Here is a 13,115-nt window from a genome sequence, read left to right as displayed (position 1 = left end):
AAGGGCACGGTGTACATCGGGATGGTCGGCTTGTTTTCGTTGCGGCCCAGGGTGTTGCGGCCTGGCGAATCATAGACGTCCTCGCCGTGGTCCGAGAGGTACAGCAGGAAACCGTTGGGGTCGGCCTTGCCGTATTCCTTGATCAGGCTGGATACCACGAAATCGTTGTACAGCACTGCGTTGTCGTAGCTGTTGTAGAACTCCAGCTTGCTGTCATCGATGTCCGCCGGAACGCCGTCACGTCCGCTGAACTTCGCGAACTCTTCCGGGAAGCGATACTGATAGGCCATGTGCGTGCCGAGCAGGTGAACCACAATCAATTTGCGCGGCGCGGCGTCGGTCAGGGCCTTGGCAAACGGCGCGAGAACGTCGCCGTCGTACTGGCGGGCGTTCTGGTTGCGGTTGTTGTTCAGGTACACCTGCTCGTCAGCCTGTTCGGAGAAGGTGGTCAGCATCGTGTTGCGCTTGGTCATCGTCTGCTGGTTAGTGATCCAGAAGGTCTTGTAGCCCGCCTGTTTCATCACGCTGACGATGGACGGCGTCTTCAGGTAAAGGTCCGGGTTTTCCTCGTCCGCAAAGGTCAACACTTGCTGCAGGGCTTCGATGGTGTAAGGCCGCGGCGTGATGACGTTATTGAACACCTGCAACTGGTCCTTCATGGCGTCCAGGTTCGGGGTGGTCTGGCGCGGGTAACCATAAAGGTGCATGCGTCCGCGGTTGGTCGACTCGCCAATCACCAGCACCAGGGTGGTCGGCAGGTTGGCCTGCTGGTCCTTGAGGTTTTTCAACGGCGCGATGTTGCTGCTGCTGGTCAGCATGTCCTGCATGCCATCCAGTTGCTGGGTGTAGCGGTGATAGGCAACGATCATCTGCCATGGCACCGCCGGCTCGATGCGTGATTCGAACGCCTCGAGGGCCGAAGCCGTGTCGTCATGCCGGGCGAACTGTTTGGCCAGCGGGTAACCGATGATGCCGATCAACAGTGCCGCCGCAACGGCGTAGGCGCGCGGACGCGGCATGTAAACCGGGCGCAGGCGTGTCCACAGGAAAATCGCAAACGCGGTGTGGGCGATGAAGGCCAACACAATCCACCACGCAAAGTACTGCGTCATGTATTCGCCCGCTTCAGAGATGTTCGATTCGAACATGATGAAGATGACGCTCTGGGAAAACTCCTGCTGATAAATGAAGAAGTAACCCAGGCTCGCCATGGAGCAGGCCCACAGGATGACGCCGATGACAGCCGCCATGACGCGGGTCTTGCGGGGGAATATCAGCATCGGTGCGAGCCAGATGCCGCTGATCACGAACGCCTGACGGAAACCGGCAAACCCGGTAATGCCGGTCAGCTGAATCAGCAGTTGGGTGATGCCGGAAAAATACCAGAAAAACACGAACAGCCAGATCACGCCTGCCCAGTCGAACCCTTTCGGAGTCGCAGTGCTCCGTTTCATCGTTGCCATCAAGCGCTCCGCTATAGCCTTTTCCGGGCGGCAGGAAAGCGCCCGAATGAGTTCAAGTGCCAGCGATAGGCCAGCAGTGAATGTGTTGAGGGTCGTGATTATGTTTTCAGGTGGGTGAAAATTTTGTCAGAACGTCGTTGCGACACCTGAGAAGCGGTCTCGGACGCGGATGACAGCGCAGGGAGGGGAACGTAATAACGCGTATCGGGTCCGACGGAGGTCGAACTGCGCATCACCTTATGGCGATACGAGGTTGTGCGTGCATGAATGGAGCGATGCGCCGGCAAGCCTTCGGATCGGGCTTGCCTTGGGGGTTGTGGCCGAGGGTGTCGCGCCTCAGGCGTGCAGGGCGGTGACGTTGCCGCTGAGCTGGGCGTGCTGAATCATCGAAGTCAGCTGAGCGACTTTCTTTTGCAGCAAGGCGCGCTCTTCCCTGAGCTGGCGCAGCTCGTCACGACGGATGGTGACGTACAGGGTTTGTGGAGCGTTGGCGGGTAATACTGTGCCCATTGGACACCTCGCGAAATGGCGGGATTCAACTTCATAAGGTTCAAGCACTGACATCTGCTACTTGCCATGTCCTGCTCACTACCTCTATCGGCCGGGATTCTGATTTCTTTTGCGAAAAAAAGGAACTTTTTTATTTTCAATTGTCGCGAACGTTTCTTGATCGCGAAAACGAGCGTCATAAGGCAGTCTTGCAGGCCTCTGCGGTGACGCACATGAAACTTTTTTCACCGGGAAACCATAGTTTGCCTCCCCGGACTAACCCACTATGCGGCACTGGGCTATAAACTGAGGCACCTCTGAATTTGATTAAGGAGCACCTCTACATGCAACTCGGGATTGTTGGACTAGGCCGCATGGGCGGCAACATCGCACGTCGACTGATGCTCAATGGCCACACCACTGTGGTCTATGATCGCGATGAGAAGTCTCGCACCGTGCTCGCCGACGAAGGCTCCACGCCAGCCCATGACCTTGCGTCATTGGTGGCTGCCCTGGAAAAACCGCGGGCCGTCTGGGTGATGTTGCCTGCTGGCGCTCCAACCGAAGACACCATCAATGAACTGGCCACGTTGCTCGATGCCGACGACGTGATCATCGACGGCGGCAACACTTTCTATAAAGACGACGTGCGACGCTCCGTGGCGCTGCAAGACAAAGGGCTGCACTACGTCGACGTCGGCACCTCCGGCGGCGTCTGGGGTCTGGAGCGCGGTTACTGCATGATGATCGGCGGCGAAACCGAGGTCGTCACCCGTCTCGACCCGATCTTCAAGACCCTGGCCCCTGGCATCGGCGACATCCCGCGCACCCGGGACCGCGCCAAAGACGCCGATCCGCGCGCCGAGCACGGTTACATCCACGCCGGCCCGCCAGGCGCAGGGCACTTCGTCAAGATGATCCACAACGGCATCGAGTACGGCATGATGCAGGCCTTCGCCGAAGGCTTCGACATCCTCAAGACCAAGAATTCGGAAAACCTCCCCGTCGAGCAGCGCTTTGACCTGAACCTGGGCGACATCGCCGAAGTCTGGCGTCGCGGCAGCGTGGTTTCCTCCTGGCTGCTGGACCTGACCGCCGATGCACTGGCCACCGACCCGCAGCTCAACGCGTACTCAGGCTCCGTGGCCGACAGTGGCGAAGGCCGCTGGACCATCGAAGCGGCCATGGAGCAGGCGGTGCCGGTTCCAGTGCTGTCCACTTCCCTGTTTGCCCGCTTCCGCTCGCGTCAACAAAGCACGTACGGCGACAAGATGCTCTCCGCCATGCGTTTCGGCTTCGGTGGTCATAAGGAACCAAAATAATGGGTTTATCCCGCAGCAAGCAGAATGCTCCGGTCGCTCCGGCGACCACGCTGTTCCTGTTCGGCGCCCATGGTGATCTGGTCAAACGCCTGCTGATGCCGGCCCTGTACAACCTGTTTCGCGACGGGTTGGTGGGCGAGGACCTGCACATTGTCGGCGTCGACCACAACACGGTCAGCGATGCCGATTTTGCGAAGAAGCTCGAGGATTTCATTCGTCAGGAGGCGGCCAGCAAGGTCGCCCAGGGCGGCGAAGAGCCGCTTGATCCGGCGTTGTGGGGCAGCCTGTCCAAGCGCATCAGCTACATCACCGGCGATTTTCTCGACGATTCCACCTACGCGGACATCAATGCGAAAATCAAAAGCACCGGCACCGGCAATGCGGTGTTCTACCTCGCCACCGCGCCGCGCTTCTTCAGTGAAGTGACCCAGCGTCTGGGCTCTTCCGGGCTGATGGTGGAGGAGGAGGGAAGCTTCCGCCGTGTGGTGATCGAGAAGCCGTTTGGCCACGACCTGCCCAGCGCAGTGGCGTTGAACAACTGCTTGCTGAAGGTCATGAGCGAAAAGCAGATTTACCGGATCGACCATTATCTGGGCAAGGAGACGGTGCAGAACATTCTGGTCAGCCGTTTCTCCAACGGTCTGTTCGAGTCGTTCTGGAACAATCACTACATCGATCACGTGCAGATCACGGCGGCCGAAACGGTGGGTGTAGAAACCCGCGGCAGTTTTTACGAAACCACCGGCGCACTGCGGGACATGGTGCCCAATCACCTGTTCCAGCTGCTGGCCATGGTTGCGATGGAGCCTCCGGCTGCCTTCGGTGCCGACGCGGTGCGCGGCGAGAAAGCCAAAGTGGTCGGCGCCATCCGGCCCTGGTCGGAAATGGAAGCGCTGGCCAACTCGGTGCGCGGTCAGTATTCCGACAGCAGCATCGACGGCAAGGCGGTCACCGGCTATCGCCAGGAAGACCGCGTCGATCCGCAGAGCAACACCGAAACCTACGTCGCCCTCAAGGTGATGATCGATAACTGGCGCTGGATGGGCGTGCCGTTCTACCTGCGCACCGGCAAGCGCATGAGCGTGCGCGACACCGAGATCGCCATCTGCTTCAAACCCGCGCCGTACGCGCAGTTCCGCGATACCAATGTCGACAGCGTCGCGCCAAATTTCCTGAAGATTCAGATCCAGCCCGATGAGGGCATGTGGTTCGATCTGCAGGCGAAGAAGCCCGGTCCGACCCTGGACATGCAGACCATCGAACTGGGCTTCGCTTACAAGGACTTCTTCGAGATGCAGCCGTCGACCGGGTATGAAACCCTGATCTACGATTGCCTGACCGGCGACCAGACCCTGTTCCAGCGTGCCGACAACATCGAAAACGGCTGGCGTGCGGTGCAACCGTTCATTGATGCCTGGGCAAAGGACCCGCAAGTGGAGCTGTACCACGCGGGCGAAGACGGGCCGTCGGCGGCTGATGAGTTGCTGGCCCGCGACGGCCGCACGTGGCAGCGCCTGGGATGAGCGAAGCCTCGCTACCTCTCATCCAGTTCATGCTGTCCGACATCGATGGCACGCTGCTTCACCCTGATCACAGCCTGAGCCAAGCCAACATCGACGCGGTGCGCAAGCTGCAGGAGGCCGGGATTCATTTCTCGGTCGCCAGCAGCCGGCCACCACGGGCCATGCGTGAGCAGATCGCCGCCCTGGGCATCACCTTGCCGACCGTGGCGTTCAACGGCGCCAACATCATCAACCCCGACGGCAGCCTGCTCAAAGCCCACCGCATTGCTCCCGACGCGGCGCGCACCAGCCTTGAGGTATTCGCGGGCGAGCGGGTGGCGGTCTGGGTGTTCGCCGATGACCAGTGGCTGCTGCTCGATCCGCAGGGGGATTACGTCGAGCATGAGCGCAATACGCTGGGCTACGACTTTGTTCAGGTCGACAGCTTCGACGCTTACATTGACCGCATCGACAAGATCGTCGCAGCGAGCAAGGACTTCGAGTTGCTCAAGCGTCTTGAGGTCAAACTCAACCCGCTGATTGCCGGTTCGGCGTTGGCGGCGCGCTCGCAATCCTATTACCTGGACGTCACCGCGCTGGACGCCAACAAGGGCACCGCCCTTGAGACGCTGGCCGAGACGCTGGGTGTACCGCTGGCCAACACCGCCGCCATTGGCGATGCCGGCAATGACGTGGCGATGTTCCTGCGTGCCGGTCTTTCGATTGCGATGGGGCAGGCTGAAGTAGGCGTCAAGACGCAGGCCAACTATGTGACGGACAGCAACGCCGACGACGGGCTGGCCGGCGCCATCGAGCGCTACATCCTGCCTCGTTGAATCAAGGCGGCGGTGGCGGTCCATTTCAAGGCACGGGGTTAGACAACAACCCCGTGCCGCTTTAGAAGGATTACCGCCCGATGGCCGTATTGATCGAAGATTACGCCCTGCTCGGCAATTGCCGCACTGCAGCGCTGGTGGCCCGCGACGGGTCGCTGGACTGGCTGTGTTTTCCGCGCTTCGATGCGCCCGCGTGTTTCGCTGCCCTGCTGGGTGACAGTAACAACGGGCGCTGGAAGCTGTCGCCGGTTGACGGCAGCGCTCAGTCGCAGCGCAGCTACCGCGACGGCACCCTGATTCTCGAAACGCTGTTCACCACTGACACGGGGCAGGCCTTGCTCATCGACTTCATGCCCATGGAGATCGAGAGCAGCGTGGTGCGCATCGTCGTGGGTGTGACGGGGCACGTCGATTTCTCGATGGACCTGGCCATCCGCTTCGACTATGGCAGCGCCGTACCCTGGGTCGAAAAACGCGATCCGCACACCATGACCGCCGTGGCCGGGCCCGAGCTTCTGGTGCTGCGCACGCCGGCCGAATTGCACCCGATGGACCATCACACCGAGAGCCTGTTCAGCGTCGAAGCGGGTCAGCGGCTGGGTTTCGCGCTGTCTTGGCAAGTCTCCCATGAGCCGGTGCGGCCCGGGTTCGACATCGAGCAGGCGCTGCAACAGACCGAAATGTTCTGGCGCGACTTTTCCGGCCGTTGCCCGGATGTCGGCCCCTGGACGGACCAGGTCAAGCGCTCCTTGATCACCCTCAAGGCCATGACGTACGCGCCTACGGGCGGGATCGTCGCGGCGGTGACCACCTCGCTGCCCGAGCAGCTGGGCGGTGAGCGCAATTGGGATTACCGCTTCTGCTGGCTTCGTGACGCGACCATGACGCTGCTGGCGTTCATGAACCTGGGCTATTTCGAAGAAGCGACGGCGTGGCGCAACTGGCTGTTGCGTTCGATCGCCGGCAACCCCGATCAGGTGCAGATCATGTATGGCCTGGCGGGGGAGCGGCGTCTGCTCGAGTACGAGCTGACGTGGCTGGCCGGCTACGAGGGATCGCGGCCGGTACGGGTGGGCAATGCCGCGGCCAATCAGGTGCAGCTGGACGTGTACGGCGAGGTCGCCGACGCGATGACCCAGGCACTGAAAAGCGGCTTGCCGGTGCTGCCGCGCAGCACGGAAGTCCAGAAAGTCATCATGCCCTTTCTGGAAAAGGTCTGGCATCAACCGGATGCCGGCATCTGGGAAATCCGCTCGGCGCCTCGGCATTTCACCCACTCCAAAGTCATGGCGTGGGTGTCCTTCGACCGGAACGCCGGGGTGCTGGCGCTAAGCGATGACGCGGAAGATCGGGATCGGGGACGGCATTACAGAGAGGTCGCCGATCAGATCCACGCCGACGTTTGCGCAAACGGTTATGACGCGCAGCTGGGCAGCTTCGTGCAGACCTACGGCGGCACAGAGCTGGACGCCAGCCTGCTGCAGATCGCGTTGACCGGCTTCCTGCCCATAGACGATCCACGCGTGACGGGCACGGTCACGCGCATCGAGGCGTCGTTGATGAAGGATGGCTTGCTGTTGCGTTATGACAGCGAGCGCAGCACCGACGGCGTGTCGGGCAGCGAGGGGACCTTTCTGGTGTGTTCGTTCTGGCTCGCCGACGTGTACGTGCTTCAAGGCCGCGACGACGAAGCCCAGGTGCTGTTCGAACGCCTGTGCGGTTTGTGCAACGACGTCGGCCTGCTCGCCGAGCAGTACGACCCGCAGCAAGGCCGCATGCTCGGCAATTTCCCGCAGGCCTTCAGCCATATCGGCATCATCAATACCGCCCTCAACCTGCACCGCACCGTGTGTCCGGTGAAAACCAGAGCGACGAACCAGGAGCGGCTTTCGCCAGGCGTCATGCCGGGAGATTGATGGCGCCGACACAGGCCTCTTCCCGGCTAAAGCCGGTCCTACAAACGCACCGCGCGCCAATCTGCAGGATCGGCTAAAAACCACTCTCAACCAGACGCCGCGCGCAATTTGTGGGACCGGCTTCAGCCGGGAAGCTTTTGATCTTGCGGGGCCGCTGCGCTTACCGGGCTTTGCGAAAGGTGAAGTTGATCCGCTGTTCGCCCAGCTGCGGGTGTGACCCCTCGCGGACTGGCATCACGCCGTGGAACCGCAGCCGGTCGACCCCGCCCCAGACCACCACATCGCCATGAAACAACGGCACCCGTTGTGTCTTGTCGCTGCGCTGGTGCCCGCCGAACAAAAACATGGCGGGCAGACCCAGGGACACCGAGACCACCGGCCACTGGTAACCGCGCTCGTCCTTGTCCTGGTGCAGGGTCATCTTCGCGCCCGGGATATAGCGGTTGATCAAGCAGGCATCGGGGATGAAGTCGACAAACCCCGCCATTTCGGCGGCCGCAATGGCCAACTCCCTGAACACCTCGGGCAGGGCGGGCCAAGGCTCCCCGGTTTGCGGATTGGTGGGCGTGTACTGATAGCCGCTGCGGTCCGTGGTCCAGCCGAAGCTTCCGCAGCTGCTCAAGGCCACCGACATCGTGTGGCCACCGGGCGTGACCATGTGGCGGAACGGTGCCTGGCTCAGCACCGACTCCAGCGCCGGCAATACTCGCTCAATGAAGGGCAGGGCGAACCCGCGAAACACATAAGACTGCGGGCCAATCTGCTCGACCGCAGGCGGCTGCGGCGCCTCATCGGCAAACAGATCAAACGTCGCCGGTGTCGTGCCCTTGCGCTGCATCACCATAGTTTTTCCCGGTTCTGATCCTGCTTAAAGCGCTTTGCTCACCTTCACATCGCTGATGACATCGTCGCTGTCGCCGTGCATCTTCTGCAGGGCTGCCAGCGCTTCGTCGGCGGAAGGCGACTGCAGCAGGGCGAATTCGAAACGACGCTCACCGTTGAGCTTGTAGCTGATGGCGTATTTGACGACGGGGGCAGAGGTGCTCACATTTGACTCCTTGGGAACGCTGACCGGATGATCGCGAAAAAACACGAAGCTTTCACGTCAGCCGGTGTTCAATGGCGCATCAGCTCAGACGCGAGGACGAGCGGCGGACGATCTTGATCGAATGCGTGAAAGCGGTCTTGCGTCCGCCATTGCTGTCCAGCTTGCGGCCAGCGGTGTCGATGGTGATGTTCCAGAAGCCGGTGCTGGGCACGGCGATCTTCGCGGGGAAACGGTCGAATGCACCGCCGTGATAAGTGTGACGGCCGCCGTTTTTGAAGCTTCGAAAGTTGGCATCACTCATCAGGCGTATGTTGCAAAGCTGGGAGCACTCGATGACGACCATGTCGTCTTCATTGAGGTGCTCGCGCTGGTGTACGAATTTCATGGGTGTCTCCGGAGACAGGCTTTCTCGAAAACCCGAAACGATAGCACGGCGAGCCTGAGCATTGATCATCCCGGCGGGTTTTATTGCGCTGCCCTCAGCCCGGCGCGGCGCAGCACGGACCGCTAAAAACGGGATGCACGGGATTTAATCCGGGCCAGGCTTGTCGTAAGCACCTTTACTGGAGGGATTGTATGAAATTGGCGGTTGTTATTCTGGCCCTGGCGATGACCGGTTGCGCCACAGTCACGGACATCGAACACACCCCGGCGACCATGAGCGTCATGTCCGGCAAGTCGCCGAAAGATTATGCCGCGTGCTTTGTCGGACGCATCTCCGACAGCCGCAAGCCACCGCAGATCGAGCCGCACCACGAAGGGCTGCGCATTATCGTTCCACAGAAGCTGCTGAGCAGTGATCCGGCTGCCATCGTCGACATCGAGACCCGTTCCAGCGGCAGCTCGATCAAGTTGTTCGAGCGGATGTCGAACAACCCGCTACGCCCCAAGGACGTTCAGCACGCCGTGACGGCGTGTATCTCGGGCGAGTGACGGGCTTCAGCGCGGGTGCGGTTCTAGCGTAAGCGGCGGGGGCGTTACTTGCAGACCACCAGTACAGTCCGGTTTTTGTAATTGCCGACGTCCACGCCCAGGGTCTTGTCATCTTCCTTGGGTTGCGGCGTGCCGTTGGTGCTGACGATGTTGTAGCCGGTCCCTGCGCAGGAGGCATCGGCTTTCTCATAGCACGCGGCCCAGGACATGGCTTCGCCGGAGCAGTCGATGCTCAACGCTTCCTTCCCGTCTTTCAGGTAGGTGTTCTGCGCGGTCGCACAGCCGGTCAGGCCCAGTACAGCAATGACGGATAAGATCTTGATCATGGTGGAATGCTTCGCGATGAGGGCCGGTGGGGCGTTGCTGGTGTGAGATTGCTAGTCTGAGACTTGAGGTCGGTGCCATCGTTCCGGCATCACCCGACATTTTTTGCCTGAGCGGCGCGCCGACCTGCAGGTGATGCGCCAGCGATCAATTGAACAAGCGGCGGGCCGCGCTGCCTTGCACAGCGGGCCCCACAGCGGCATCAATCCTGCTTATCGCTCCGACGGCGCGGTGCCGGCGTGTCTTCAAACACGGCAGCCACCTCAATGGCGCTGCTTTCGCTCGAGAAGGGCCCGGCGACTGCCTCGCCGTCGTGCCCGACCAGCCACCACTGGCCGTCCTGGAGTTTTTTGATCAAATACCCGTTAACGCTTTTGACTTCAGACATCGACTCATCTCGATCAGTGATTCAGGCGCCCATGATAAGCGGCAAATGCCAAAGGGCAATCGCACAATTTCACACGCGAGCCGGCAAACATGGCTACGCTTGCGAAGGTCACCGAATGGCGGTTGCGAGGCGCTGGATGAGCCCGTACGAAGACAGTAGGGAATTCACATAATCAGTGGGTGAAGCGTAGCGAGGTCGCGGCGGGTGACGCTCAGTGATGGAGCGGTAACGCTCCGACCGATTCCGCGCCCCTCGCTGCCGGGCAGAATGAAACGCGCGTTGCGGAACTATCTGCTTCAGCGTTCCTCTACCTAGGCAGCGAACGGCCAGTAGCGGGCATTGTAAGGTTACCCCCGCCTCATTAGACTGCGCCGCAACACCCCCAAGCCTCATCAAGGATTTATATGATCAAGAAATGCTTGTTCCCCGCAGCCGGTTACGGCACTCGCTTTTTGCCAGCGACCAAGGCCATGCCCAAAGAGATGCTGGCAGTTGTCAACAAGCCACTGATCCAATACGGCGTGGAAGAAGCACTTGCTGCAGGTCTGAACCAAATTTCCATCGTCACAGGCCGCGGCAAGCGCGCACTGGAAGACCACTTTGATATCAGCTACGAGCTGGAGCACCAGATCAAGGGCACCGACAAGGAAAAATACCTGGTCGGCATCCGCAGACTGATCGACGAGTGCAGCTTTTCCTACACTCGCCAAACCGAAATGAAGGGCCTGGGCCACGCGATTCTCAGCGGCCGTCCGCTGATCGGCAACGAGGCATTCGCCGTGGTGTTGGCAGATGACTTGTGCGTCAACCTGGAAGGTGATGGCGTTCTGGCGCAGATGGTCAAACTGCACCAGCAGTACAAATGCTCCATCGTTGCCATTCAAGAAGTCGACCCGAACGAGACCAACAAATACGGCGTCATTGCCGGTGAAGAAATCAAGCCGGGCCTGTTCCGCGTGACCGACATGGTCGAAAAACCGGCGCCGGACGTTGCCCCGTCCAACCTGGCGATCATCGGTCGCTACATCCTGACCCCGGACATTTTCGAGAAAATCGAAAACACCGAGCCAGGCAAAGGCGGCGAGATCCAGATCACCGACGCCCTGATGAAACAAGCGGCTGAAGGCAACGTCCTGGCCTACAAATTCCAGGGCAAGCGCTTTGACTGCGGCGGTGCGGAAGGCTACGTAGAAGCCACCAACTTCTGCTTCGAGCACTTCTACAAGACCGGCAAATCGACTCAGTGATGTCGCTGTATCGGTAGTCAGCGTTTAACTGTGCTGCAGACAAAGCCACCTTCGGGTGGCTTTGTCGTTTCTGTGCCGCGGAACTTGCCGAGCGCGTTCAAGCGGTTATGCTAGCGCCTCGCTTAGGAGAAACACATGAGCTACGACTTTGACCTTTTTGTAATTGGCGCAGGCTCGGCCGGCGTCCGGGCCGCGCGTTTTTCCGCCGGTTTCGGGGCGCGGGTGGCGGTTGCCGAAAGCCGTTATCTAGGCGGCACCTGCGTCAACGTCGGTTGCGTACCCAAGAAGCTGATGGTCTACGGGGCGCATTTTTCCGAAGACTTCGAACACGCAAAAGGGTATGGCTGGAGCAGTGGCGAGGCGCATTTTGACTGGCCGACCCTGATCGCCAACAAGAACCATGAAATCAACCGTCTGAACGGCGTTTACCGAAACCTGCTGGCCAACAGCGGCGTCACGCTGATGGAAGGTCACGCGCAGTTGCGCGGCCCCCACGCGGTCGAAATCAACGGCGAGGTCCACACGGCCGAGCACATCATGATTGCCACCGGCGGCTGGCCGCAGGTGCCGGACATTCCGGGGCGCGAGCACGCCATCACCTCCAACGAGGTTTTTTTCCTCGAGCAGATGCCCAAGCGCGTCGTGGTGGTCGGCGGCGGCTACATTGCGGTGGAGTTTGCGTCGATCTTCAACGGTCTGGGCGCTGACGTCTCGCTGATTTACCGCGGCGAGCTGTTCCTGCGCGGGTTTGACGAGAGCGTGCGCACCCATCTGCACGAAGAACTCGCCAAGCGCGACATGGACATTCGCTTCAACACCGACATCCGCAGCATCGAGAAGCTTGCCGACGGCACCTTGCACCTGAGCCTGAACGACGGCAGCACGTTCAACACCGATTGCGTGTTCTACGCCACCGGACGGCGGCCGATGCTCGACAACCTGGGCATGGACACGGTCAACGTCGAGCTGGACGAGAAGGGCTTCATCAAAGTCAACGACAACTACCAGACCAGCGAACCGTCGATCATCGCCGTCGGCGACATCATTGGTCGCGTGCAGTTGACGCCTGTGGCGCTGGCCGAGGGCATGGCCGTCGCGCGTCGCCTGTTCAAGCCCGAGCAGTACCGCCCGGTCGATTACCGCCACATCCCCACCGCGGTTTTCAGCCTGCCCAACATCGGCACGGTCGGGCTCACCGAAGCCGAAGCGACCCAGGCCGGCCATGAAGTGCAGGTGTTCGAAAGCCGTTTCCGGCCGATGAAGCTGACGCTGACCCACGATCAGGAGCGCACCCTGATGAAACTGGTGGTCGACGCCAAAACCGATCGCGTGCTGGGCTGCCACATGGTCGGCCCGGACGCTGGCGAGATCATCCAGAGCCTGGCGATCGCGCTGAAAGCCGGCGCTACCAAGCAGATTTTCGACGACACCATCGGCGTGCATCCTACGGCGGCGGAGGAATTCGTTACCATGCGCACGCCAACGCGCTAACCTTCAGGCCACAGGTGCGCTCTGGCCTGCGGCACACGTGAACGGTCCAGCCTCCATGGAGGAAGCTGGACGAGTTATTGTTTTCAGGGACGGACCCACTCTTTGACCAGCACGAGCTTTTTGGCAGCCATGCCTTTGAATCCAGCAGAACCTGAC

Annotated in this window: 14 protein-coding genes; 7 read left to right on the top strand and 7 right to left on the bottom strand. The window is 60.6% G+C overall.

Annotated features, from left to right (window positions below; genetic code table 11):
- A partial coding sequence (gene cptA / locus VF672_RS10875; protein ID WP_331104542.1) for a phosphoethanolamine transferase CptA occupies positions 1–1,463 on the bottom strand: 1,463 nt, incomplete at its 3' end.
- 336 nt (positions 1,464–1,799) lie between these two features.
- Complete coding sequence (locus VF672_RS10870) at positions 1,800–1,973, bottom strand: DUF6026 family protein (RefSeq protein ID WP_331104540.1); 174 nt, start codon at positions 1,971–1,973, stop codon at positions 1,800–1,802.
- 323 nt (positions 1,974–2,296) lie between these two features.
- Here VF672_RS10870 and gnd point away from each other — a divergent pair, with 323 nt between their 5' ends.
- The 4 genes from gnd (at position 2,297) to VF672_RS10850 (ending at position 7,528) form a co-directional block, all read left to right on the top strand.
- Entirely contained in the window at positions 2,297–3,274 is a 978-nt protein-coding gene (gnd, locus tag VF672_RS10865; protein ID WP_331104538.1) for a phosphogluconate dehydrogenase (NAD(+)-dependent, decarboxylating), read from the top strand.
- Complete coding sequence (gene zwf, locus VF672_RS10860) at positions 3,274–4,797, top strand: glucose-6-phosphate dehydrogenase (protein ID WP_331104536.1); 1,524 nt, start codon at positions 3,274–3,276, stop codon at positions 4,795–4,797. The genes gnd and zwf overlap by 1 nt, the downstream gene beginning before the upstream one ends.
- Positions 4,794–5,612 (top strand): HAD family hydrolase, encoded by an 819-nt coding sequence (locus tag VF672_RS10855; protein ID WP_331104534.1) that lies wholly within the window; start codon positions 4,794–4,796, stop codon positions 5,610–5,612. The genes zwf and VF672_RS10855 overlap by 4 nt, the downstream gene beginning before the upstream one ends.
- 80 nt (positions 5,613–5,692) lie before the next feature.
- Positions 5,693–7,528, top strand: a complete 1,836-nt coding sequence (locus VF672_RS10850) for a glycoside hydrolase family 15 protein (protein ID WP_331104532.1) — start codon at positions 5,693–5,695, stop codon at positions 7,526–7,528.
- A 160-nt stretch (positions 7,529–7,688) separates the two neighbouring features.
- Here the strand turns inward: VF672_RS10850 and alkB are convergent, their stop codons facing one another.
- From alkB to VF672_RS10835, 3 genes are all read right to left on the bottom strand, one after another.
- Entirely contained in the window at positions 7,689–8,366 is a 678-nt protein-coding gene (gene alkB, locus VF672_RS10845) for a DNA oxidative demethylase AlkB (protein WP_331104544.1), read from the bottom strand.
- Positions 8,367–8,396: 30 nt separating this feature from the next.
- The gene (locus tag VF672_RS10840; protein ID WP_331104530.1) at positions 8,397–8,576 is read right to left on the bottom strand and encodes a hypothetical protein; all 180 of its coding nucleotides are present in this window, start codon (positions 8,574–8,576) and stop codon (positions 8,397–8,399) included.
- A gap of 79 nt (positions 8,577–8,655) precedes the next feature.
- Positions 8,656–8,961: a DUF1883 domain-containing protein gene (locus tag VF672_RS10835; protein ID WP_074885513.1), complete on the bottom strand. Its 306-nt coding sequence runs from the start codon at positions 8,959–8,961 to the stop codon at positions 8,656–8,658.
- Positions 8,962–9,152: 191 nt separating this feature from the next.
- On the opposite strand from VF672_RS10835, the gene VF672_RS10830 reads away from it, so the two are divergent.
- Positions 9,153–9,509 (top strand): hypothetical protein, encoded by a 357-nt coding sequence (locus VF672_RS10830; protein ID WP_133771398.1) that lies wholly within the window; start codon positions 9,153–9,155, stop codon positions 9,507–9,509.
- A 44-nt stretch (positions 9,510–9,553) separates the two neighbouring features.
- Here the strand turns inward: VF672_RS10830 and VF672_RS10825 are convergent, their stop codons facing one another.
- Together VF672_RS10825 and VF672_RS10820 are read right to left on the bottom strand one after the other, a co-directional pair.
- The gene (locus tag VF672_RS10825) at positions 9,554–9,835 is read right to left on the bottom strand and encodes a hypothetical protein (RefSeq protein WP_331104524.1); all 282 of its coding nucleotides are present in this window, start codon (positions 9,833–9,835) and stop codon (positions 9,554–9,556) included.
- A gap of 200 nt (positions 9,836–10,035) precedes the next feature.
- Positions 10,036–10,221, bottom strand: a complete 186-nt coding sequence (locus tag VF672_RS10820; RefSeq protein WP_331104522.1) for a hypothetical protein — start codon at positions 10,219–10,221, stop codon at positions 10,036–10,038.
- Positions 10,222–10,625: 404 nt separating this feature from the next.
- Between VF672_RS10820 and galU the strand changes: the two genes are divergently transcribed.
- On the top strand, positions 10,626–11,468 hold the full coding sequence (gene galU / locus VF672_RS10815) for a UTP--glucose-1-phosphate uridylyltransferase GalU (RefSeq protein ID WP_122534637.1): 843 nt from the start codon (positions 10,626–10,628) through the stop codon (positions 11,466–11,468).
- A 135-nt stretch (positions 11,469–11,603) separates the two neighbouring features.
- Positions 11,604–12,959, top strand: coding sequence for a glutathione-disulfide reductase (gene gorA / locus VF672_RS10810; protein ID WP_331104519.1), 1,356 nt, complete (start codon positions 11,604–11,606; stop codon positions 12,957–12,959).
- Positions 12,960–13,115 lie beyond the last annotated feature (156 nt).

Origin of the sequence: Pseudomonas sp. (genome assembly GCF_036387035.1) — a bacterium.
In the GTDB taxonomy this organism is placed as follows: Bacteria; Pseudomonadota; Gammaproteobacteria; order Pseudomonadales; family Pseudomonadaceae; genus Aquipseudomonas.
This window is presented reverse-complemented; position numbering and strand designations above follow the sequence as displayed.